Annotated in this window: 19 protein-coding genes and 1 pseudogene; 7 read left to right on the top strand and 13 right to left on the bottom strand. The window is 38.9% G+C overall.

Features of this window, described 5'->3' with window-relative positions:
- Positions 1-181, bottom strand: a pseudogene (locus QZ562_RS09635) (OmpA family protein); the annotation flags it as partial.
- Positions 182-338: 157 nt separating this feature from the next.
- Between QZ562_RS09635 and rnt the strand changes: the two are divergent.
- Both rnt and QZ562_RS09625 read left to right on the top strand, forming a co-directional pair.
- The gene (gene rnt, locus QZ562_RS09630) at positions 339-965 is read left to right on the top strand and encodes a ribonuclease T (RefSeq protein WP_293759409.1); all 627 of its coding nucleotides are present in this window, start codon (positions 339-341) and stop codon (positions 963-965) included.
- A 390-nt stretch (positions 966-1,355) separates the two neighbouring features.
- Positions 1,356-1,550, top strand: coding sequence for a (2Fe-2S)-binding protein (locus QZ562_RS09625; protein ID WP_293759408.1), 195 nt, complete (start codon positions 1,356-1,358; stop codon positions 1,548-1,550).
- Between the two features lie 89 nt (positions 1,551-1,639).
- Here QZ562_RS09625 and QZ562_RS09620 read toward each other — a convergent pair whose 3' ends face one another.
- Positions 1,640-3,580, bottom strand: a complete 1,941-nt coding sequence (locus QZ562_RS09620) for a M1 family metallopeptidase (RefSeq protein ID WP_293759407.1) — start codon at positions 3,578-3,580, stop codon at positions 1,640-1,642.
- 157 nt (positions 3,581-3,737) lie between these two features.
- Here QZ562_RS09620 and smrA point away from each other — a divergent pair, with 157 nt between their 5' ends.
- Positions 3,738-4,328: a DNA endonuclease SmrA gene (smrA, locus tag QZ562_RS09615; RefSeq protein WP_293759406.1), complete on the top strand. Its 591-nt coding sequence runs from the start codon at positions 3,738-3,740 to the stop codon at positions 4,326-4,328.
- Here smrA and QZ562_RS09610 read toward each other — a convergent pair.
- On the bottom strand, positions 4,311-4,514 hold the full coding sequence (locus QZ562_RS09610; RefSeq protein ID WP_293759414.1) for a hypothetical protein: 204 nt from the start codon (positions 4,512-4,514) through the stop codon (positions 4,311-4,313). The two genes, smrA and QZ562_RS09610, sit on opposite strands and share 18 nt — an antisense overlap.
- A gap of 305 nt (positions 4,515-4,819) precedes the next feature.
- Positions 4,820-8,710: a phosphoribosylformylglycinamidine synthase gene (purL, locus tag QZ562_RS09605; RefSeq protein WP_293759405.1), complete on the bottom strand. Its 3,891-nt coding sequence runs from the start codon at positions 8,708-8,710 to the stop codon at positions 4,820-4,822.
- A 322-nt stretch (positions 8,711-9,032) separates the two neighbouring features.
- Between purL and mltF the strand changes: the two genes are divergently transcribed.
- Positions 9,033-10,442, top strand: coding sequence for a membrane-bound lytic murein transglycosylase MltF (gene mltF / locus QZ562_RS09600; RefSeq protein WP_363315346.1), 1,410 nt, complete (start codon positions 9,033-9,035; stop codon positions 10,440-10,442).
- A 570-nt stretch (positions 10,443-11,012) separates the two neighbouring features.
- Here mltF and tadA read toward each other — a convergent pair.
- Positions 11,013-11,498, bottom strand: coding sequence for a tRNA adenosine(34) deaminase TadA (gene tadA, locus QZ562_RS09595; protein ID WP_293759404.1), 486 nt, complete (start codon positions 11,496-11,498; stop codon positions 11,013-11,015).
- A 183-nt stretch (positions 11,499-11,681) separates the two neighbouring features.
- Between tadA and QZ562_RS09590 the strand changes: the two genes are divergently transcribed.
- Both QZ562_RS09590 and QZ562_RS09585 read left to right on the top strand, forming a co-directional pair.
- The gene (locus tag QZ562_RS09590; protein ID WP_293759403.1) at positions 11,682-11,924 is read left to right on the top strand and encodes a hypothetical protein; all 243 of its coding nucleotides are present in this window, start codon (positions 11,682-11,684) and stop codon (positions 11,922-11,924) included.
- 1,110 nt (positions 11,925-13,034) lie between these two features.
- The gene (locus tag QZ562_RS09585; protein WP_363315345.1) at positions 13,035-13,193 is read left to right on the top strand and encodes a diguanylate cyclase; all 159 of its coding nucleotides are present in this window, start codon (positions 13,035-13,037) and stop codon (positions 13,191-13,193) included.
- A gap of 1,459 nt (positions 13,194-14,652) precedes the next feature.
- Here the strand turns inward: QZ562_RS09585 and QZ562_RS09580 are convergent.
- The 5 genes from QZ562_RS09580 to guaB all read right to left on the bottom strand — a co-directional run bounded on the left by QZ562_RS09580 (position 14,653) and on the right by guaB (position 20,152).
- Entirely contained in the window at positions 14,653-15,792 is a 1,140-nt protein-coding gene (locus QZ562_RS09580) for a 1-acyl-sn-glycerol-3-phosphate acyltransferase (protein WP_293759402.1), read from the bottom strand.
- A gap of 137 nt (positions 15,793-15,929) precedes the next feature.
- Positions 15,930-16,484, bottom strand: coding sequence for a YaeQ family protein (locus tag QZ562_RS09575; protein WP_293759401.1), 555 nt, complete (start codon positions 16,482-16,484; stop codon positions 15,930-15,932).
- A gap of 45 nt (positions 16,485-16,529) precedes the next feature.
- Positions 16,530-16,991 carry a GNAT family N-acetyltransferase gene (locus tag QZ562_RS09570; RefSeq protein WP_293759400.1) on the bottom strand — a complete coding sequence of 154 codons (462 nt, stop codon included), beginning with the start codon at positions 16,989-16,991 and terminating at the stop codon, positions 16,530-16,532.
- Positions 16,992-17,030: 39 nt separating this feature from the next.
- Positions 17,031-18,608: a glutamine-hydrolyzing GMP synthase gene (guaA, locus tag QZ562_RS09565; RefSeq protein ID WP_293759399.1), complete on the bottom strand. Its 1,578-nt coding sequence runs from the start codon at positions 18,606-18,608 to the stop codon at positions 17,031-17,033.
- 74 nt (positions 18,609-18,682) lie between these two features.
- Positions 18,683-20,152 carry an IMP dehydrogenase gene (gene guaB / locus QZ562_RS09560; RefSeq protein ID WP_293759398.1) on the bottom strand — a complete coding sequence of 490 codons (1,470 nt, stop codon included), beginning with the start codon at positions 20,150-20,152 and terminating at the stop codon, positions 18,683-18,685.
- A 138-nt stretch (positions 20,153-20,290) separates the two neighbouring features.
- Between guaB and xseA the strand changes: the two genes are divergently transcribed.
- The gene (gene xseA / locus QZ562_RS09555; RefSeq protein ID WP_293759397.1) at positions 20,291-21,640 is read left to right on the top strand and encodes an exodeoxyribonuclease VII large subunit; all 1,350 of its coding nucleotides are present in this window, start codon (positions 20,291-20,293) and stop codon (positions 21,638-21,640) included.
- A 524-nt stretch (positions 21,641-22,164) separates the two neighbouring features.
- Here the strand turns inward: xseA and der are convergent.
- The 3 genes from der to QZ562_RS09540 form a co-directional block, all read right to left on the bottom strand.
- Positions 22,165-23,616: a ribosome biogenesis GTPase Der gene (der, locus tag QZ562_RS09550; RefSeq protein ID WP_293759411.1), complete on the bottom strand. Its 1,452-nt coding sequence runs from the start codon at positions 23,614-23,616 to the stop codon at positions 22,165-22,167.
- 96 nt (positions 23,617-23,712) lie between these two features.
- Positions 23,713-24,942, bottom strand: coding sequence for an outer membrane protein assembly factor BamB (bamB, locus tag QZ562_RS09545; protein ID WP_293759396.1), 1,230 nt, complete (start codon positions 24,940-24,942; stop codon positions 23,713-23,715).
- 10 nt (positions 24,943-24,952) lie between these two features.
- A partial coding sequence (locus QZ562_RS09540; protein WP_293759410.1) for a tetratricopeptide repeat protein occupies positions 24,953-25,126 on the bottom strand: 174 nt, incomplete at its 5' end.

Here is a 25,126-nt window from a genome sequence, read left to right as displayed (position 1 = left end):
ACATAGCCTCTCCATAACCAGGAAGTTTATGGCTTAATGTACATCGCAAACGACTTTCATCTTTGAGCTGCCAATCTGAATTCTCAACTTTTGCATTATATTGACGTAACGCAGATGAAGTATTAACAGACACTGACACTAAAACACCACACAGAATAAACGTTATAACTTTATTGATCATTAATTAAGAGCCCCCGCTTCATTCAATTATATCGACCAAATTGGGTAAACATTTAGTTAATTGAGTTTGATTAATATTTATATGGTTTAACGTTTTGACTGGCTACTGAAAAAGAACCTTGCCATAATCGTCTTTCTCAAGAATGTTTTAGGTTTCCATGACAGAATTATTTAAAATAAAAAATCGTTTTAGAGGGTATTTTCCCGTGGTAGTTGATGTTGAAACAGCTGGTTTTAATTCACAGAACGATGCACTACTGGAAATTGCAGCCGTCACCACGAGAATGGATGAAAACGGGTTCTTTTATCCAGACAAAACCTTTCATTATCATGTCAATCCATTCGAAGGGGCTAATTTAGAAAAAGCAGCATTAGATTTTAATGGTATTGACCCATATTGTGCCCTAAGAGGCGCGCTAGACGAAACAGAAGTAATGAAAGATCTGTGTAAGAAAGTACGCAAAGAACAAAAAGCGGCGGACTGCCAACGTTCTGTGATTGTTGCCCACAATGCTGCCTTTGATCAAGGTTTTGTCAATGCTGCCATCGAACGAAGTCATATTAAACGCAGCCCATTTCATCCTTTCGTATCTTTTGATACAACTACTTTATCTGGTTTAGCTTTAGGACAAACAGTATTAGTAAAAGCCTGTATGGCTGCCGGTATCAGCTTTGACCAAAATGAAGCACATTCAGCTTTGTATGATACTGAAAAAACCGCTGAGTTGTTTTGCTACATCCTCAATAGATGGCAAAGCTTGGGTGGTTTGGAAGCGCATAATTAAAGTCAGAACTTATATAAAGCTGCCATTGCGGTTTTTATATTCAATTTAGTTAACTATAAACATTAACAATCTTCCACGGTTAAGTATGCTTCAGCCATAAAAATTGTAGCTGACCAGTTATATAATTATATTAATTAATCTTCCCTACCAAAAAACTGCAGCGCAGGTTAACAACAACGTCTTTGGGACAAGGATTATTTAAGAACTTTATTGGCACATAAATACGATTGAATAAAAATAATTTTTGCCTGATAAATCTTTTTAGGTTGGATATATAAAATTTCTAGGAGTTTTTGAATCGCAAAGTCTATAAGAATATTGAGAACAAACACTTGATCTTTATGAGAATAACAATTATTCTTATTTGCATACCGCTTATTGAGATATTTTATGTTTGTTTGTATATGCCTTGGCGTCACAGATAAAGCTATTAAACAAGCTGTCCTCGAAGATGGCGTGGGCAATATGCGCCAGCTCAAAAAAAAGTTGGGTGCAGGCACACAATGTGGCAAATGTGTTCAAATGGCTCAAACAATCATAGATAACACTATTATCGATGAGACCTTATTTAAAGAGGTCTGTTAATACTTGTTGTTTATTATATGAGCCTTTTGTCATTAAAATAGAAAGCCAGTCAATCCGACTGGCTTTCTGCTGTTCACACTTCTAATACCTTACTCAACGAAACCTTCGTTAGCTTTAACTGTTAATGGATGATAACCAGCCTTAGCTTCAGCAAATGCTTTTTGAGCCATCAGTTTACCCTCAGGTGTTTGCGAAAGTGCTTTGTATAAAGGTTTCACTAACTTATTACGTCCAATAGAAGTTAAATAATCATGCAGCCGAGTGAAAGCGGGTTGATACCAATTGTTAACACTTATCAGCAACCAACTATGCGCAATCTCATTGTTTTTACTAATGGTCAAAGCGAATTCTTTATCCAAGTCGGCTAATTGTTGTTGACTTAATTTAGCAGGCATATTGTTTAAAAAATATAACCACTGATGTACAACCCACTTTTCACTATCAATTTCATTAGCCTGAATAGTTCCCGCCAACCAGGCATTTCTTTCTTGGTCTACAACAGTAAATGCATCGGATTCAGTTACCGGAGCTCCATCAGGGATACCCGGTTGGAAGATCCATTGATTTATACGTTGTTTTGATAGCTCGTCACTATGATCTTTGAGTAGCGTTTGTTCTAAATATTTAATGAACTGTTGCGTCGTGATACTTTTAAAGGCAAACTTTTTAAAGTAACTCAATAGAAACTGGTCAAAGTTTTCTCTGCCCACTTTAAGTTCCAACTCACGTAAGAATAAGGCACCTTTTTCATAAGGAATATTACTGAAAACGTCATCAGGGTCTCGGCCTCTTAAATCGATAGCCATAATTTGATCATTAGCAGGTAACGAATCAATATCTGCCTGTAAATCTTGGCGACCTAACACAGCTTCCATCTCAAATCGTTCATCACCATAAATCATTTGCATAATTCGATACGTCAAATAAGTAGTAAAACCTTCGTTTAACCAAAGATCGCGCCACGTTGCATTAGTAACGGTATTACCTGACCAAGAGTGAGCCAACTCATGAGCAATGAGTGCCACCAAACTCTTATCCCCAGCAATCACAGTGGGAGTAATAAATGATAATCTTGGGTTTTCCATACCACCAAAGGGGAAAGAAGGAGGCAGGATCAGCAAATCGTACCTTTCCCAACTATAAGGACCGAATGCTTTTTCTGTAGCAATAAGCATAGACTCAGTATCAGAAAACTCTGCTGCCGCCGCGTCTAAAATACCTTTTTCAGAATAAACACCTGTGCGCAAGCCCATTGATTTAAATTCTAGATCACCAACCGCTAAAGCAATCAAATATGCAGGAATAGGTTGCGGCATAGAAAACTGGTAAACACCATCTCGCGGCGTGTTAGGATCATTTGAAGCACTCATAACAGCAAGTAATTCTTTGGGTGTGCGAATAGTCGCTTGATAAGTCATACGAACTTGAGGCGAGTCTTGAAGCGGAATAAAGCTGCGAGCGTGAATAGCTTGTGCTTGTGTAAATAGAAATGGATGTTTTTTACCTGCAGTTTGTTCTGGCGTTAACCACTGCACGCCAGACGCAGTGGGTGAGGTCTGATAACTGATTACAATACTATTTACATCGGTTGGTATATCAATGGTTAAAGCCGCACCTAAAAATGAGTCAACGCTGGATAAATCGAAGTTAACTGCTTTGTCCTTGGCCGTAACGCTGTTAATAGTCAAATCACGAGTATCTAATATCAGCAATGTTGCGTTAGCATCGACTTTTTCAAAATCTAATTGGGCGGTACCCACTAAAACTTTATTAGCAAAATCTACTGTCAAATCTAAGCTTAAATGAGTGACTTTTATTGACTCAGGATTAGCAAATGAATGATAATCTTTTCCTACTTTAATGGCTTCTTTTTGAACGTCAGGAACAGATTCATATTGATCTACTTTAGGGTTAGCTGTTGTATTAGATTGCATCATCTTAGATGCAGAGGCTTTAGAAGAATCGACCTCAGAACATCCACTCAGCAGGTTCAAAGCGAGAACGCCAACAACAATATATTTTATAATCATGATTTTACCTGTTAGAAAGTACTTACATAAATTGTGGCATATTTAGCGCGACATAAAAATATGAAATCTCTGATAGTCGATTGAAATGACGAGGTACGGTTCATAAATATACACTGCGAGTTGCAGTTTACGATTAGCATAAGTTAGTGGGGACAAAATGGTAGACAATCAATTAGTAGTTGATGGATTGGAGGAGTTTTTGAACGAACTTCAAGACGTCAAGCCTATCGAACAATCAGATACTGTGGCTACCAGCCAACAAAAAAATACTTTAGCACAACAACTGAAAAGGCAGTCAATAGAAGCCAGTCAAAACTTAGTTAATAATTATCTGAGTGTTGAAAAGGTCGAACCTGTTGATCCATACGACCATATCAGCTTTAAACAAGATGGCGTGCAACAAGGTGTTTTCAAAAACCTGAGGTTAGGTAAATACAAAATTGATTTCGTACTCAATTTACAACAAAATAAATTTGAACAGGCTAGAACGTTACTCTTTGGTCACATATTAGATAGTCACAAGAAAGGCGATCGTACCTTATTAATTAAACACGGACTTGGGTTACTAAGTCGACCATTCCCAGGGTTTTTAAAAAGTTACGTACATCAGTGGTTGCGGCAAATGCCCGAAGTTATCGCATACCATACTGCACAGCCTAATCACGGCGGTAATAGTGCTGTATATGTAATGCTCAAAAAAAATCAGCAAGAAAAAACTAACAATCGCGAGTTACATCGAAAGAAATAATACATTTGTACTATCCATATAATGAAGTAATGGGATTCGTTTGATTGTCGGCTCAGGTGTGGTGTCTGATGGAAACTGTTTTATGGTGGCAGATTTGGCCGAAGCGCTGAAGATAGCAGCTACTATTAGAAAGATAACCGTAATTAACACACCGGTTAAACCAAAGCCTTTATTTGAACGATTCATGAGCGTCTCTTGTTATTTTTAATTTTATAGAATACATATTATTTACATTTTTCTTATTCAGTAGACTCACTCCTTGTCATTTCAGTACAAATATTAATCACTATTTTACTGATATACAAGGGTTTATTTATTCTTTAACAAATAACTTGAATTTATCAGAAATATAAACGTCAATATTAGAGTTTTCTAATCGTTAGCAGAAACCATCTCCCAATAATGTGAGTTTTAATCCATATCATTAATCATTTAAATTTAAAGTCACATATACAGCGTATTTCTTTATGCGACTTAACATTAATAATAAGCTATTTTAGATATACACGAGCATTTCTGAACATACGCATCCAGGCACTGTCTTCTTGCCAATCTTCTGGATGCCATGAATTAGATACCGTTCTAAAGACCCTTTCAGGATGAGGCATCATAATTGTTGCCCTACCGTCATTACTGGTTAATCCAGCGATCCCAAGAGGAGAACCATTTGGATTTGCGGGGTAGTTTTGCGTGACTGCACCATAATTATCCACATATTGTAGGGCAACGGCAGCGTTTTGTAAGGCAGTAATGGCACCTTGCTCGTTAGAAAACTCTGCACGACCCTCACCGTGAGAAACAGCAATAGGCATTCTCGAGCCTTGCATTCCATCAAAAAAGACTGACTTTGTTGACTTAACTTCTAGCATTGCCACGCGCGCTTCAAATCTTTCGGATTGATTCGTCACAAAATGTGGCCACAAATCTGCACCAGGGATCAAAGATTTCAAATTAGACATCATCTGACAACCATTACACACACCTAGAGAAAAAGAATCTTGCCGCGCGAAAAATTCAGCAAACTGATCTCTGACTCTATTATTAAATAAGATGGATTTTGCCCATCCTTCACCAGCCCCTAAAACGTCCCCGTAAGAAAACCCACCACAAGCTACCAAACCTTTAAATGTATCTAACGACTGTCTTCCTGACAGTAAATCACTCATATGTACATCAATGGCACTAAAACCTGCACGGTCAAATGCAGCAGCCATTTCAACATGGGAATTGACGCCTTGCTCACGTAATATAGCGATACGTGGTGCGACACCTTTTAGTATGTAAGGCGCAGCGACATCTTGAGTGACGTCAAAACTTAACTTGGCATGTAGACCGGGATCTTTATCATCAGCTTTAGCCTTATGCTCTTGTTCAGCACAATTTGGGTTATCCCTAAGTTTTTGCATATGTAGCGTAGTTTGTGCCCACACTTGACGATAAAACACACGGCTATTGTGCAGAATAACCTCTTTGTTTTGTTTGAATACAATTTGGTCAGTATTATTTATACTTCCAATACTGTGTACTAAATGCTGTATCTCATGCTTGGCAAATATTTTTATTACCTGTTCTTTGTGTTCGGCAGAGATCTGTATCACAGCACCTAATTCTTCGTTAAACAATAATTCAATTGCTGGCCCGCTAAGTGAATCTAAGTGAATATTCACACCTGTTTTGCCAGCAAAAGCCATTTCTAAAACAGTAGTAAACAAACCACCGTCTGATCTATCGTGATATGCCAACAAACGTTTTTCATTCACTAATTGCTGAATCGCTAAAAAAAATCCTTTTAGTATTGGAGGAGAATCTACGTCAGGAGCCACATTACCTAACTGTTGATAAACTTGCGCCAAACAAGATGCACCTAAACGATTTTGTCCTTGACCTAAGTCAATCAACAATAATTCAGTTTCACCCATCTTAGAGTTTAATTCTGGAGTTAAGGTCTTGCGAATATCTTGAACAGCGCCAAAAGCGGTAATCACTAAAGAAAGCGGTGATGTAACAGATTTATCACCTTGCTCATCCTGCCAAGTAGTTTTCATAGACATTGAGTCTTTACCTACAGGAATAGTTATATCCAATGCAGGACATAATTCTTCGCCCACGGCTTTCACCGCTTCATATAAACCTGCATCTTCACCTGGATGTCCTGCTGCTGCCATCCAATTAGCAGATAAATTAATACGTTTTAAATTACCGATATCTGCCGCCGCTAGGTTGGTTAATGCCTCACCTACTGCCATACGTGCAGAGGCAGCATAGTTGATCAATGCGATGGGAGTTCGTTCACCCATAGACATGGCTTCACCTTGATAACTATCAAAAGAACTAGCAGTCACAGCAACATCAGCCACGGGCACTTGCCAAGGCCCAACCATCTGATCCCTTGCCACTAGACCGGTAACGGAACGATCGCCAATAGTGATCAAAAAGGTTTTCTCGGCTACCGCAGGCAAATTTAACACTCTCTCTGCCGCTTCAGCTAAATTCATTAAGCTGGTATTAATCGATACCGAGTCGAGGGTTTTAGACGTGACATCACGATGCATTTTAGGTGTTTTACCTAATAATACTTCGAGAGGCATATCAATTGCATCGTTATCAAAATATTGGTCACTTAAAGTCAGATGCTGCTCTTCGGTTGCTTCACCAACTACCGCAAAAGGTGCTCGCTCACGGCGGCATATGTTAGCAAATGTTTTAAGATTTTCTGGTGCAACTGACATCACATAACGCTCTTGTGACTCATTACACCACACTTCTAAAGGTGACATACCAGGTTCGTCATTAGGCACTTTGCGCAATTCAAACCTTCCACCACGTCCGCCATCACTGATCAACTCAGGAAAAGCATTGGATAAACCACCAGCACCAACATCATGAATAAATTGGATTGGATTGTCGTCACCCATTTGCCAACATTTATCAATCACTTCTTGGCAACGGCGCTCCATTTCTGGATTACCGCGTTGCACGGAAGCAAAGTCTAAGTCTTCACTAGATTGACCTGACGTCATGGATGAAGCAGCACTGCCGCCCAATCCTATATTCATAGCTGGGCCGCCCAAAGCAATCAATTTAGCTCCAACGGTGATCTCGCCTTTTTGGATGTGAGATTTACGAATATTCCCCAAACCGCCAGCAAGCATAATAGGCTTATGGTAGCCCCTCACTTCTTCACCATTAAAACTGATGACTTTTTGTTCGTAGGTACGAAAATATCCTAGAATACTAGGGCGTCCAAATTCGTTATTAAATGCAGCAGCACCGAGTGGCCCTTCAGTCATAATATCAAAAGCGCTAACAATTCGTGCTGGTTTACCAAAATCAGTTTCCCAAGGTTGTTCAAAACCTGGAATACGTAAATTAGACACAGAAAAACCCACTAAACCTGCTTTAGGTTTTGAGCCTCTTCCTGTTGCGCCTTCATCACGAATTTCTCCACCAGAACCGGTAGCCGCCCCTGAAAACGGTGCAATAGCGGTGGGGTGATTATGAGTTTCGACTTTCATCAAAATATCAATATCTTCGTGATGATAGCGATATTCGTTATCCTGTGATGATGGGAAAAAACGCCCTGCAAAACTACCTTCCATAACTGCAGAATTATCTTTGTAGGCTGAATGTACGTTTTCACCACATTTTTCATATGTGTTTTTAATCATTTTAAATAATGATTTAGGCTGGACTTGTCCGTCGATTGTCCAATCAGCATTAAATATCTTGTGGCGACAATGTTCAGAGTTGGCTTGAGCAAACATATACAACTCGACATCATTAGGATTGCGTCCTAAACGACTAAAATTGTCAAATAGGTAATCCACTTCATCGTCAGCTAAAGCTAAACCCAGCCGAATATTAGCATGTTGTAACGCTGTTTTTCCCTGACCAACCATATCTACAGACGTCAAAGGAATCGGGTCACTTTTCACAAACAGGCTCTTTGCAACTTGAAAGTCAGACATTACTACATCTGTCATTCTATCGTGAAGCAATGCTTTCACTGCCGATAATTGTGCATCATTTAAGTGCTCTGCTTGCAGATAATAAGCCACGCCTCTTTCTAAGCGTTGCACTTTATGTAGGCCACAGTTGTGAGCTATATCAGTTGACTTAGAAGACCAAGGTGAAATGGTTCCTGGCCTTGGCGTGACTATTAACAAAACACCTTCATGCTTGTGTTCTTCAATAGCAGGGCCGTAAGTTAACAGCTTAATAAGTATTGTATTTTCTTGCTCATTAAGTGGCTCTGAAACCATCACAAAATGCGTGTACTCAGCATAGATACCAGTTACAGGTAGACTGTGTTCGGCAAATTGAGCAAGACATTTTTCAATTCGAAAATCGGATAACGCAGGTGTACCGCGGAGCACTAACATAAGGTCATTACCTTGTAGCGGAATTCACATATTCCTTACACATATAGTTCAGAATTTGCGAATCAATGAATGAGGAATTTTGAGGCGCGCATTATAGGGCAATTTCAATCAATTTATAAGCATCAGTTTAGCAAAACACCTAATTTTTTTGTTTTAATTCACAAGATTACTCACTTATCTATATGACCAAATAGTCTACATTTTCTAGACTCAGCATTAAACAAACTATTGTGCTTAACAAAGCACTGGATGAAATCAGATAATTTGTTCACAATAGAGTCTCTTATAAAGTGTTACCTAATATGAGGGTAAAGATATTCTTTTGCAGCGTATTCTTATTTTGTTTCTAGCACTGAGCATTACTGGTTGTAATGACATCGAACAATCTTCTAGCTTGGGAGATGTATTAGATGCAGGCGTATTAAAAGTCGGCACTACCTATGGCCTCACGACTTATTATAACGGGGCAACTGGGCCCGTTGGCTTCGAATACGAACTGGCTGAGGGTTTCGCTGGGTACCTTGGTGTTAAACTTGAGGTTTTTCCTTACTACAATTTAAATGACTTACTTCCTCAATTGGCAGAAGCCCATTTGGATATGATCGCCGCAGGTATTAGTGTCAGCCCTGAACGGCATCGCAGATTCAAGTTCGGCCCTGGATATCAGCGTGTCAGTGAAAAACTGGTATTCAAACAAGGCAAAGAGTGGCCAAGAACCATTAAAGATTTGAACGGTACGTTGGTTGTCGCATCAGGCAGTAGCCATCATGAATCATTACTTCGACTACAGCAGAGTAATGAGCAACTGAGTTGGCAAGAAACTGACGACAGTGATATGGAGGAGCTGCTAGAGATGGTTTTAAATGAAGAGCTGGACTACACAATAGCCGATTCTAATATCCTAGCCTTAATGCGCCGCCGATATCCTGAACTGTCGATAGGTTTTTCAATCAGTCCTGAACAAGATATTTCTTGGGCGGTCAATAAAGATAGAGATGATTCGTTATTATCAGCACTCATTGAGTATTTTGGGATTATTCAAAACAATGGCACGTTAGCCGCTCTAGAAGACAAATATTTTGGTCATGTTCGGCTTTTTAACTATGTTGATACTAGGGAATACATAAAATCTTCGAAAGAAGTGTTACCTAAATTTAAACCATGGTTTGTGCAGTATTCGGGTGATCTTGATTGGCGTTTATTAGCGGCTATGAGTTATCAGGAAAGTCATTGGCGTCCCAAAGCTACCTCTTATACTGGTGTCCGCGGAATGATGATGCTAACTATAGTAACAGCTAAGGAGTTAGGTATAGTGTCTCGGCTTGACCCAGAACAGAGCATTAAAGGAGGAGCAAAGTACTTAACTAAACTTCTTAAACGAATTCCAGACCGCATTACATACCCGGATCGTTTATGGTTTGCATTAGCTTCATACAATGTAGGATTGGGTCACCTGGAAGATGCAAGAGTATTAACCGACCGCCAAGGTGCTAACCCCGACATGTGGGTAGATGTGAAAATAAGATTGCTGCAGTTAAGACAGAAAAAATATTATAAAACAACTCGTTATGGTTATGCTCGAGGCAACGAAGCAGTAGCATACGTAGACAATATCAGACGTTATTACGACACGCTTGTTTGGTTAGACGAACAACAACCAGACGTCTTGGAACCAGAAGAAAATATTCCAAATGAAATATCAGAACTAGAACTTGCAACAAAAGATGACTAGGTCGATGTTCTATATTGGTAAACTTGTGAAGGCATTAAAGCGTTGAACGTTTATCAAGGGTATTTACCATCCTGATTATTTTTATTTACGTAAGAAATGTTAGCTGTAAAAGATACAATCATACTCAAATCGATAGCTCCACTTCACAACACATCCAAAATAACCACGTATATTTTAGCTAGACACTCTGTTTTAGTAAAATGCTCGAAAATGAATTGGATTAATTGAGGCTACAAGGCAGTTTTATTGTCATCATTTGCATACAAATCAATAACACCACGACATAAATAAAATGCTTCGTTGAACCTAAAAACATTTACTGTCATAAATTATTAACAAACTTAACTTATCTTAGTTTAAACTTTTACTCGTTTAGTCGAGTATTTATAAGACTAACTGGAGTATCAAATGAAAAAACGTAATATAACGATTAATAGAAATCGCTTAGGCAGTAACAGTCGAAGACGCCAACTACTCAAGCGTGTACATCAAAAAATCTTAACTCGCCGTCAAAATTTTCAAACAATAGAAGCAACGAAAGATTTAGCATATGTTGTCTAGCCCTGATGGTTAATCTGTAGTTTTAGTTAACTTTTTTTGCCTTCTACGCAATTTAAAAAACAATGACAATTTATTACCACATTCTTGTTGCATAACACCGCCTTTGACCTCAACTTGGTGATTCATTCGAAGATCTCCAAGTAAATCGTATAAGCTTCCTACAGCCCCAGTTTTAAGATCTGATGCACCAAAAACTAAACGCTCAATTCGGCTGTGGATCAATAAACCTGCACACATAGTGCAAGGTTCTAGCGTGACATACAAACAGCTGCCAACTAACCGATAATTCAGCATGTTTTTCCCAGCGTCTCGGATAGCCATCATTTCTGCATGAGCAGATGGATCATGTAATCTAATAGATTGGTTCCAACCTTCGCCTATAATCTGATTGTCTTTTACTAAAACCGCGCCCACAGGTACTTCACCTTGTTGCTGAGCGTTATCAGCTAGCTGTAATGCATACCGCATCCAATATTCATCTTGTTCTGCACTCAATGGTCATTTTTCTCTTTTTTTGGTTAATTACATTATTTAATTAGTTATTTTCACTTAACAAAAAAAGCAAAATAAACTAACCACATGATAAACATAGTATTTTAACTTTGGTCAAATATTTGCTTTGTAAATGGCATAAGCATAAACTTTTTATAAAACGTATCAAGGTAAAGGAGATAAAACATGAATTTGACTGCAATTGCGATAGTCGCCTTAGTGTGTTGGGCAATAGTCGAACTGGTCAATGGACCAAAAGGTAAAAAAAAGGACAAGAAGGAAACGGTTCAAGTCAACCAAACTCAAGATTTAGAGCGTAAAGTAGAAGCCATGCGCGAACGTATAGAAACCCTAGAGAAAATTGTAACTGACGAAAAGTATGATCTTAATCGTCAATTCGATGACTTGAAAAAAGATAAGGTAGCTTAATCTGTATTGAAAATTCAATTCTGAGAATCGTTAATCAAAGAAAAATTACTAACTCGCGGAACGTTTGATTGAATTCATTTGTTGAGTATCCGTTGGTTTTTATGTATGAACTACCCAGTAGACTTACTTCAAATATTTTTTCATTGAAGTCTGACAATTTTGTTATGTATTGTGATCTGTTAAGTCTTGAAAAAATCAATAGTTTGAGTTTTCAATGCTTTAGTAAACCAGTATTCACTTCGCTAAATACCAATAGCTTTAATATTCAATCACACTACTTTTTACACAACCTACACGCTATCTGCGGCTTCTAATATAATTAGAGTTTAGAATTAACCTGAAGGGTTTTTTCCATATAGAAAGCGAAAAGAGAGTTAAGACAAATAAAACTTAAATCTTTATCACTTTAATAATTGAATTACAGTGATTATCAATAGTCTTAAATTGTTGAATATTTACGCAGAAATATAACAGGTTATTGTTTTGAGTTTGTATGCCAATCAGCAGCCCTCTGGAGACTAGAATATAAAATGCACTGTGGTTGTAATTCTCAAAACTTGCAGACCGTGTAAATACTCTTTGTCGCCTGTATTGATACAAAGGATAAAATATCCGCAATTTTTTTAGATGAATATCTGCATATACCAAGATTAATATCTTAATATTATGAAACTTAACAATTCCTTGGGTGTTTAGTCATACCGACGAGTGCATCATAATCACGAATGCTTCTGGCGCAATTACCGAGGTCAATGATCCCTTTAGTCGCAACATTGTCCTCAATTAAAAAGTGCTAGGGGAAAATCCCAAAATGCTTCAATCTGGGTGTTCTTCTTCAGATTTTCATACCGAAATGTGGGCCACACTTTTAACAAAAGGTTATGACGGGTTGAAATGCGGAATAATTGAAAAGAGGCTAAAATCTTTCTCGTGATGTTTACCGTGGCGCTGTGACAACGCTATTTGTGTCGTGCAACACTATATTTCATGAACATAAATATTACATCAATGAAGGCCTACTAAGAGAAATTAGGTCGCATTACCCATTACGACTCACTTACTAATCCTCCTAGCCGTGTACTTTTGGCAAACCATTGAAGTGATTACATAATGCAATGCCAAAGTAATAACCAGACATTAGTAGTTGTGTTTATGGACTTAGATGACTTTAAAGAAGTCAATGTCAACTATGGACATCACATTAGGATAAGCTACTCACAACCGTGCCACAACGCATGCAAGAAGTTTGACTCGATGGTGATACGTTAGCACGTATTGGTGGTGATGAATTTTTCGCTGTTATAGCTGATTTACAAAACATAGAGGACAGCAACCCAGTATTAGCATGTTTACTAAAAGCCACTTTTAACCCAGTTACTGAAGGCTATGTTGTAATATAAGTTTAAGTAAGCACAGGCGTGTCGTTTGTCCCCTAGATGGTTCAAACGCAGACCAACACATCCTTCATGCTGTTCAAGCAATATGTTGCTAAGCAAGCAGGGAAAAGCCGTTGTGCCTATCTGATAACGCATTAGCTATTCAGCAAGATTTATCTAGAAAGCACTGAAGACATTAACATAGCTCTCAAATGATGTGATGTCGTTGCTCTTTTAAACCAAGGTTAAATGAATACCCGGACAGTGATAGTTGTTGAGGCATTAATCCACTGACGGCTTGGTAAACGTGGTTACATTCTATTCCTAGAATTTTACCAACAATTGAAAGTCAAGCTGTCAATATTGATATAGGCTAATAGGTCATAAGTAGAGTAATAGAGCAAATTAGGCAATGGCAAAACACGGGGATGAACTTGCCTATAAGTGTCGACATCAGTGGGTATCAATTAAACAGGGTAACTTCGCAACTCGCTTGGCAGTGATATTGGCTGGACATTCCGAAGTTAACCTATCTTATTTTAAAATTGGAGAAACTTAAAACCAGTGTGTTAAACGACATCAGACAAGTGTTTGATACCTTGTAAATATACTAAAAATCAGGCATAAATTTTACCTTAGACGACTTTGGTAAAGGGTAATCATCACTCACTCATCTAAGACGCCTACCAACACAACTAATTTAAATCGACCAAACGTTTGTACAAGATATGTTAGAAGATGCCGACGACTTCGCAATTGTTTAAGGTGTAATTGAACTGGCTAAAGGGTTTCGCCGAGACTTTATTGTTGAAGGTGAAGGCTTTAGAGCTCGTGGAGTCGATCTGTTAGAAGTAGGTTGTCAATTAGCCTGTGTCAGGTATTGAAACGCCTTCATGGATATCTAGCTGGAAAACCAATGGAGCGTATTAGGAATTAAACCTTATCGACTACATCTAAGCTTCACATGATACATTTTTAAGGTTGCCTGACGAGCTAGACATTGCATGTGTATTAGGGTTTAAAACGCATAATAGTGTGTTTATTAACAATATGTTAATTCCATCAAAGTACCAATTTTAAGGGTGGACTATAGATGTTTGACAGATTTAATTCAGACTTATCCGATTTGGAAATTAAATTTAAGCATTAGTAAGTTGGCTCTAAATATTACCTGCTCCTAGGCTATTCTCAAAATTTAAAGATAACTGTTTTTGGGCTTTACAATCATATTGTTTTAAATGTGAACTAGTGCGTAAAACAATATCTATTCATTTTTTTACTGGTAAAGGTTTCGTAAACTGGTCGTGTATAACTTGAATATATTTTTGTATTCTATAAAATTTAGGTCATTCTTAATTCATTTTTCTGATATGAGCACAAGCATACATACTGAGCAATTTATTTTGTTCTGCTTTAGGTAGATTGAATAGTCTAGCGTGTAAATAGTTAGCAGCAGCTTGTGAGTATTGATCTAACTCGGTTTCCACCTTACCTATGATATTATAATCACCGTTGAGCATTCTTGCGGCAATAGAGCCAGTAGGAAAAGATTTATATCCTTGCAGTATTTCCTTATCTATATAGTTAGCTACATTTTTTGCAGAGTCTAAATTAGCGGTAAGTACTTCACCAAAATGAATATGTACCCTGCCCTTTTGACCAGTAATACCATTTACTATGCTTTTTACATCTTCATTATCAGGTTTGTCATAACTTCCTTCACGCTCAACTTCTTGCAATTCCTTGGCTTTTCTAATATCGCAAGGATCAAATTCGTAGGAGATAGACACTGGCACAATCCGTAAGTTTCGGATATATGTCGAAAACTCGACGTCTTTAGACTTATTTAATGCCAACATAGACAAAATAGCTGGATTAGTGATGTCGTTACCGTCTTTTGCCCGCCCTTCTCTTTGTGCTATCCAGATATGCTGATGCTCTGTATTTAGAGAAAATTCGATGTATTCACTTAATAATTTTGCTGCCGATAACTTTTCACGCCTATCTGTAGACGAACGCTTAACGATAAAACATTTATTTAACCTAATAAGATCAGCTACCCATTCTTTTTTAAGTAAGTTATCACCTACTGCTATACGCACAGTATCTTGACCACTGATATGCAATGCCCAATTCACAAAAGCAGGGTCCAAGGCAATGTCACGATGATTACTCATAAATAAACAAGCTTTAGATAAATCCAGTTTGTCTAAGCCACTGACAGTAAACGATTCTGTAGTAGTACTAATCATACGCTCCATATAGGGTTCAACCAATCGTTGAAAATCTCTGTGCGTAGTGACTTTACTGATTTGCTTGATAATATAATGACGGGTAAAAAAACCAATAGTAGGGCGCGTAAAACGCGGCCAAGTACTAAACTTAAAAGCAACAATACTATTGATAAATTCTTTATTATTAAAAAGCTTTGGCAAAACTACGGATAAATCGCTGTCGTAAAAAGGACGAATTGAGTCAAACTTATTGGGCATGCTGTTTTTATTTTCTCTACAGTAAATCAGGCAGTATATTGCCGTCTAATCTGCCAATCGGCAAATGGTTTGCTATTTGTTTGATTATGATGTTTGCAGTAATTAATCTTATCTGTGCAAAAAATCATTAAAATGAATTAATCTTCATTCGATTGCAATGTTTGCCAGTTGACTTCCGCTTGCCGATGTTCGGCAGCAACAAAGGCGGATTCGCCACTCAACGTGACAGACAGTTCCACTTTACGTTCCAATAAAGTACTTAGGGATTGTATCTCTTGCCAATCAAAGTTCAATACATTCACCGGCAATGTACTAAATTGTGCTTGCGCCTGCTTCCACCAAGCATTGGATTTTGAATTAAAACTATAAACATATGTTTTGTTCGACAAGCGACAGCTTTTCTTAATCCTTTCAAAGCTAGGTTCGCCAACATCGATCCAAAGATGAAGCTGATCATCTAAACCTCGCAACCAAATATCAGGCTCATCGATCGCACTTAAACCTTTTGTGAAAGTCATCAACTTTTCATTATCTTTAAATGCATGCAAGCAAAATACTAAAACACGCACCATCATTCGTTCTTTGGTTTCTGATGGGTGTAATGCGACAGTTAAGTTAAGCGTATCAAAATAATTGTGGTCAAGATCTGATACGGATAACTTAAATTTATAAATTGTTGGCTTTATAGCCATAGTTTTGAGTGTCCATAATATTAATGTGGGCTATTCAATTTTGCCCTATTGGGATAACTTCATTTCAACAAGTGATGCTTTAAAACCTAATTTTTCGTAAGCTTTCAATGCTGGTAAGTTACCTGCGTAGGCTTCAAGATAAAAATCATGCATACCTTGAGCTTTACCCCATTTAATTAAAGCTTGGATAACCAATTGATTAATACCCTGCCCTCTATGGCTAGGTACCACATACATAAAACCAAGATATGCGTGCAGCGTATGTTGCAAGTGTGCTTTCGACTCCTTGATACGAGCGTAACCCGAACCCACAATCGCACCGTGATCTTCAGCTACCATTACACAAGAGCTGTCAGAATCTATAAGTGCCGCGATATCATAATAACGGATGAACTCAGACTTTAAACAATCATTTAAGGGACGCTCTGTAGCAATGATGTTTTGCTCAAATTCTTTCAATAATGGTAAATCTACTTGAACAGCATTTCTTATTGTAAAGTCACTCATAGGTCGTTGGCCTTCTTAACTAGTCTGAGTAGCGACGACCTACTCCCACTCAATGGTAGCCGGTGGTTTACCTGAAATATCGTAAACAACCCGGGAAATTCCATCAATTTCGTTGATAATACGATTCGACACTTTACCTAAAAAATCATAGGGTAAGTGTGCCCAACGTGCAGTCATAAAATCTATTGTTTCTACTGCTCTCAATGATACCACCCAATCGTATTTACGCACGTCTCCCATCACACCAACGGATTTAACTGGTAGAAATACAGTAAAAGCTTGGCTGACTTTCTGATAAAGATTGGCTGCGTGTAACTCGTCTATAAAAATAGCATCAGCACGACGTAACAGATCACAATATTCTTTTTTCACTTCACCTAATACTCGGACACCTAAACCCGGCCCAGGAAATGGATGACGGTATAACATGTCGTAGGGTAAGCCTAGCTCTAAACCAATTTTGCGTACCTCATCTTTAAATAATTCACGCAATGGTTCCACTAGCCCCATTTTCATATCAGCTGGCAGCCCGCCCACGTTATGGTGTGATTTAATCACATGTGCCTTACCTGTTGCAGATGCAGCAGACTCGATGACGTCAGGATAGATAGTGCCTTGTGCCAGCCACTTGGCATTGACTAAATTTTTAGACTCTTCATCAAACACTTCAACAAATATACGGCCAATAATTTTACGTTTAGCTTCAGGCTCTGAAGTATTTGCCAAGGCATCAAGAAATCTATCTTCTGCTTCAACTTTACGAATATTTAGACCAAAGTGATCGCCGAACATATCCATTACTTGTTGACCTTCGTTTAGACGCAACAAACCGTTATCAACAAAAACACATGTAAGATTTTTGCCAATGGCTCGATGTAACAGCATAGCAACAACAGAAGAATCAACACCACCAGACAGACCTAGAATAACTTGGTCGTCACCAATCTGCTTTTTCATTTTGTCTATAGCGTTTTCAATAATAGCAGCGGGTGTCCATAGCTTTTCACATTTGCAGATGTCCAACACAAAATGAGATAAAATACGTTCACCTTGTTGGGTATGGGTGACTTCTGGATGAAATTGTACACCGTAAAATTGTTTCTCTTTGTTTACAAAAGCGGCAAATGGGCAGCTCTCAGTCTTGGCTGTTGTCAAAAATCCTGGAGGTGCAGCGCTGACTTTATCACCATGACTCATCCATACATCAAGCAAAGCATTGCCGTTGGAACCTATGTGATCTTCAATGTTGTTTAACAACGCCATATCACCAATCACTTCGACTTGTGCGTAGCCAAATTCACGTTTATTTGAACCTTGAACTGCACCACCAAGTTGCTCTGCCATAACTTGCATACCATAACAAATTCCTAAAACAGGCACACCAGCTTGATATACATATTCTGGTGCTCTTGGCGAGTTGTCAGCATGAACTGATTCTGGACCACCAGATAAGATGATGCCGTTGGGGTTAAACTCGCGAATTTGTTCTTCGCTAACATCCCAAGCCCAAAGCTCACAATAAACGCCAATTTCTCTAACACGGCGCGCAATCAATTGGGTATATTGTGATCCAAAGTCAAGGATCAAAATACGTTGGTCATGGATGTCTAAGCTCATCTGAGTACTCTTTTAAGAAATAGAATATGAACGCGATTAGATTGACAATCGACGTTCATTTGAAATGTCACAAGCTACCCTAAGCGGTAGTTTGGTGCTTCTTTAGTAATACTCACATCATGCACATGAGATTCACCCATACCTGCAGATGTCACTTTCACAAACTGTGGTTTAGTCCGTAGTTCTTCAATAGTAGCGCAACCAGTCAAGCCCATTGCTGAACGTAAGCCACCCATTTGTTGGTGAATGATGTTCGAAATAGGACCTTTGTAAGCAACACGGCCTTCGATACCTTCCGGGACAAGTTTTTCTGCACTTTTACTGTCTTGGAAATATCGATCAGAAGAGCCATTATTTTGGTCCATAGCGCCCAAGGAACCCATGCCTCGATAAGATTTAAAATAGCGACCTTGATATAGTTCTACTTCACCTGGCGCCTCTTCAGTGCCTGCTAACATGCTACCAACCATCACTGAACTAGCTCCCGCAGCCAAAGCTTTTGCAATATCACCAGAAAAACGGATACCACCATCAGCAATCACGGGCACACCGGTGCCTTCAAGAGCATCAACCGCATCTGATATGGCAGTGATTTGTGGCACACCACAGCCAGTTACTATGCGGGTTGTACAAATTGAACCTGGGCCAATACCAACCTTTACTGCGTCAACACCGGCATCAGCAAGCGCCTTGGCACCTTCGCCGGTGGCAACATTACCTGCAATTAGCTGTACATTAGGATAATCTTGACGTACTTTTTTCACTCGGTCTATAACGCCTTGAGAATGACCATGGGAAGTATCAATCAGTAATACATCGACACCTGCGTCAATCAAAGCTTTTATGCGTTCGTCGGTTCCTGGCCCAACACTCACAGCAGCACCAACACGTAAGCGACCTAAGTCATCCTTACAAGCGTTAGGTTTATTTTCTGCTTTTTGAAAATCTTTAACCGTTATCATGCCAGTTAGTTTGAATGAATCGTCTACAACCAGGATTTTTTCTATACGATATTCGTGCATTAACTCAAGCACTTGTTCAGAGGGAGCTCCCTCTTTAACTGTGACCAAATCATTTTTCTTAGTCATAACGCTAGAAATAGGTTGCTTTAAACTATTCTCAAAGCGTAAGTCACGACCGGTGACTATACCAATCAAGTTATTGTCTTCATCGACTACAGGAAACCCAGAGAAACCATGTCGCTTACTCAAGGCATTAATCTCTTCAATTGTGGCTGTAGGTAAGACTGTAACGGGATCGGACACCACGCCACTTTCGTATTTTTTCACTGTACGAACATGTTCTGCCTGTTGTTCTGGCGTCATGTTTTTATGAATAAAACCGATGCCGCCTTCTTGAGCCAATGCAATAGCCAAACGTGCTTCAGAAACAGTATCCATTGCTGCAGAAATTAAGGGAATATTTAAGCTAACACCACGGGTTAATCTTGTTTTAAGATCGGCGGTATGAGGGAGAACAGTTGAGTGCCCAGGCACTAACAAAACATCGTCGAAAGTAAGGGCTTCTTTAGCGATCCTTAACATGCAATATCACCTATAAATGCTGATTGAATTGCGGTGCGATTCTAGCGGTTTTAAGTATGTCAGTCTAGATATATATCAGAATTGGTAGTAAATCAGGTAAACTTCTTTGTAATGCTATATTAGAGATCCTAACAATCAATGTTTTCAGACCAAACCCAATCAAAAAACATCCTTACTGTTAGTAAGCTCAATCGGTTAGCTCGCTCGGTGCTAGAAGACAAAATTGGACAGATTTGGCTATCAGCTGAAATTTCAAATTTTGTCTCAGCCAGCTCTGGTCATTGGTATTTCACTCTCAAAGATGATCGTGCACAAGTCAAAGGGGCAATGTTTAAAGGTGCGAACCGCAAAGTACAATTAAAGCCCAAAGAAGGTGACAAGGTTCTAGTTAAAGCTAACATCAGCTTGTATGAACCTCGAGGTGATTATCAAATTATTGTTGAGCATATGGAGCCAGAAGGTGAAGGGCAACTTAAACAACAATTCGAAATATTAAAACGTCGATTAGCTTCTGAGGGAATATTTTCGCAAGAATATAAAAAGACAATTCCCGTAACAGTATCGAAAGTGGGTATCATTACCTCACCCACGGGTGCCGCTTTACATGATATTCTGACCGTATTACGACGCCGAAATCCTGCTATTGAAGTAGTTATCTATCCTAGCCAAGTACAAGGTGATAACGCAGTCTCACTCATTTGTGCAGCGATTACCCAAGCTAATATCAGAAACGAGGTAGATGTATTAATTGTTGGTAGAGGAGGCGGTTCTTTAGAAGACTTATGGTGTTTTAATAGTGAACAACTAGCCCAAACAATATTCGCCTCTACCATTCCTATAATAAGTGCAGTCGGTCACGAAATAGATGTGAGCATTGCTGATTTTGTGGCGGATATGCGTGCCCCTACACCTTCGGCAGCTGCTGAGTTGGTCAGCCAAGACCAATCTACACTTCAAAATAAAATCTTAGTCCTACAAGACCTGTTAATAAAAGCATTTAAGCGTTTACAACAGGAACGAATTCAGCAACATAAAGCAGTAAAACAACGACTACTACAAAACCACCCACAGAAACAATTAGAGCAAAAAAGCCAGTATGTCGACCAACTTCAATCTTCGTTACATTCTTCAATCAGACGAAAACTCACTCAGGCACAACAGCAACAAAAACATATACGTAGTCGACTGTCCTTGTCCTCACCCCACAGACTGCTAGAACAACATCAACTGAGGCTGCAAGAACTGAAAGTTAAACTACAAAAGGGTTGCCAACAACTAATAGACAACAAACAGCAAAAGCTGCGTAATAATATGCATCTATTGGATACAGTGAGCCCACTAGCTACACTAGCACGAGGCTATAGCATCAGTTTTAAGCAGGGAAAAATAGTGAAAACGATACAACAAGTACAAGTGGGTGATGTCTTAGTAACTCGTTTAGAAAACGGTGAAATACGCAGTGAGATCGGTCAAATTGATGAAATGTAACGAGCACCTAAAAAGTATTTATGCATAACCTATTTTATGGAAAGTGACCTTTACCAAAATGTGGGTTTAGGGAGAAAATTTTTTGGTGATTTTTTTGATTTATTCTACTAGAGACTTGAACATTTTTTGAATTCAAACAATAAAATGTCTGATTCTGTCGAAATACCTGTGGGTGGCTCAAAAACGGTGAAAACCTTATATGCTTAGTGAAGCCCACCTAATCAACGTTTTCTGAATATTAAGATAAACATTAATTTTTGCTGCATTATTTGCCAATACCCACAAGTTTATTGCTCGATGTGTCAATAATTAATGCTTGCAAGGTTAAAGATTACTGCAAAATGGATTGATTCGAAACTGCTCTAAAGAGGATAACTTATTTAATCATGCAAAGGCTGTAACAAAATTCAAGAAATACACCAGCGCCTCGTTGCTGTAATAATGAATGCGGGGAATGACAAACGAGCTTAAACTGTTCCAAAAGGATTTTTGATACAGTTTAAGCTCAACATTCTTTAAATACGTTATTTAGCATTTTTATGCAAACGCATAAGTTGCCTACGTTTACGTCGCTGTGAATCATTTAACGAACTATGATCAGTTTCGTATGGGTTAGCACCTTCTCTAAATTCTATTTTAATTGGCGTGCCCATAACTTTTAATGATTTACGGAAATAGTTCATTAAATAACGTTTATACGAATCGGGTAAATCTTTTAATTGATTACCATGGATAACAATAAGGGGAGGATTGTATCCACCAGCATGAGCGTACTTCATTTTAACACGGCGGCCTCGCACTACAGGCGGCTGATGGTCCTCTTGAGCCATATCCATAATACGTGTCAACATAGAGGTATTCACACGTTTAGTCGCTGAAGCATAAGCTTCTTGAACCGATTCAAATAAATGCCCAACACCAGTACCATGTAAAGCTGAAATAAAGTGCAAGCGAGCAAAATCTATAAAACCTAAACGCCTGTCTAACTCACGCTTAATTTCATCTTTAACGTCTTTATTTAATCCATCCCACTTATTCACTGCAACGACTAACGAGCGGCCAGAATGAAGGATAAAACCTAATAAACTTAAATCTTGATCGGTGATCCCTTCTTGTGCATCAACTACAAATAACACCACATTAGACTCTTCAATGGCTTGCAATGTTTTTACAATAGAGAACTTTTCGACAGCTTCTGAAATATTTCTACGTCTTCTCACACCTGCCGTATCGATCAGAATGTATTCTCTGCCATCTCGCTCCATGGGGATAAAAATACTGTCTCGTGTTGTACCGGGTTGGTCATAAACCACAACACGTTCTTCACCTAGAATACGGTTAGTAAGAGTAGACTTACCCACATTAGGTTTACCAACTATCGCTAATTTAATAGGTAGAGCTTGCAACTTAGCTAATTGTTCGTCAGCGTCTACTTCCTGAAGCTCTTTGTCACTCTCTTCAGGAATATGCATATCAGGAAAAACATCTGCAATTGGCGCAAGAGAATTTTGCAACAATTGTGTCACACCTCTACCATGGGCAGCAGCAATTTGATTTACGTCGCCCAAACCTAAAGCGAAAAAATCAGCACTTTCACTATCACCATCGATACCATCGACTTTATTAGCAACCACATAAACAGGTTTCTCTTGTCTGCGTAAGTGCTCAGCAATGCCTTGATCTGCAGCTGTCATGCCTGTTCGAGCATCAACCAAAAATAACACCACATCAGCTTCTAAAATAGCCAACAGAGATTGTTCGGCCATTGCCACATCAATGCCTTGTTCATCACCGCTTATACCACCAGTATCTACCACAATAAATTGCAGACCTTCATACTTGGCTTGACCGTACTTTCTATCCCGAGTTAAGCCAGGAAAATCAGCCACTAACGCATCTCGTGTGCGCGTAAGGCGATTGAACAATGTAGATTTCCCAACATTTGGGCGGCCAACTAAGGCAACAACGGGTAACATAAATACATATCCTATAGACAAAAACGGCTTAGTAATATTCCAAGCCGTTAAAAAAATTATAAAGGTGATTTTTTGCAAAAATCACTCAAAAATACTTTATGGGGTTTTGATAGCCACTAATTTACCATCTCGCGTTTGGGTGTATATGATGTCTCCATCTACCACAGGCGAGTGATAAATCCCTTCATCCTCATCATCACTGCCCACCTCTAAGCGCGCAACAATTTTTCCATCGGATTGATCAAACCAATGTAAATAACCAAATTTATCACCTGCCACTAAATAGTCGCCAACTGGTGTAACTCCTGTTAATAAACGCTGTTTAAGCGCACCTTGACTCCATAGTTCAACACCATTACGGCTGTCTAATGCAAAGACATTACTGTTTACATCAACTAAAAATAAAGTGCTACCAGACAATGATAAACGACGGAACGACTTATACTCACGCTTCCAAATAACTCGACCTGTGCGCAACTCAACAGAGGCAAGAGTACCATCATAAGAAATCACGTAAACGTTACCGCCAGCGACTAGAGGTTCACTATCAATATCAACAATTCGCTCTAACTCAGTCACACCGGTAGCTGATGAAATCACTTGTTCCCAAGCAGTCTGACCTGTTTCAAGGATATTCACTATTAGTTTACCAGTCGCGGTACCAATAATAGCCCCACCGTTAACTGCCGCAGGAGAAGAAACACCTCGCAAAGACAAAGGAGGTACGTCAGACTCAGATGACCAGATTTCCTCACCATCATCTGCATTTAAAGCAAATATAAATCCAGAACCTGTATTAACTAGTACAACGCCGGCATCAATAGCTGGAGCAGCTAGAACTTCGCCTTTAACTATTTTTATCCATTTTTGTTCTCCTGTATTGGCATCCAACGCTACGACTTCACCATTCTCGGTGCCAAAAAAAACAGTTTCATATGCAACACTTATTCCGCCAGCGATTTTAGCTGACAAGCCATTTGACCACAGCTGCTTTATTCCCGAGGTTAATCCTTCCTCGTCGTAAGTAGCGAAGTCCTTAGACCATATTTTTTTACCTGTGGCCTGCTCATAAGCGTTAACAACACCTTGCCGATTTGCTGCAAACACTTTTCCGTATGCAACTGCTGGGCTAAGTTTTGAATAAAATTTACCAATCCCATCGCCTAAGCCTACGGACCAGGTTTCTGTTGGAATGAACTGAGATTGAATAGGCTTAAGCCTACGTATTTCTAGCTCTTCTTCTTCATAAAACCAATTACTGACAGTTGTGCAGCTTGATAACAAAACAGAACTGATTAACAACAAGAATAAAAAAGATTGCTTCACTATTTTCACCTTAACCATTTGCCGCAATGGCTAAATTATCTAATTTCATTTTTAAAACCTGGTCACTAGCATTCGTTTCTAAAGCAGCGCTGTATGCAGCTCTGGCTTTATCAAATAACTGTTGAGCTTTGTATACATCACCTCGGACTGCTTGACTCTGGCTATGAAACGCTTGGTCAGTGAC

The sequence above is a fragment of the uncultured Paraglaciecola sp. genome (assembly GCF_913058035.1).
Taxonomy (GTDB): Bacteria; Pseudomonadota; Gammaproteobacteria; order Enterobacterales; family Alteromonadaceae; genus Paraglaciecola.
The sequence above is the reverse complement of the archived record's forward strand: the minus strand, read 5'-3'. Positions and strand labels throughout refer to the sequence as shown.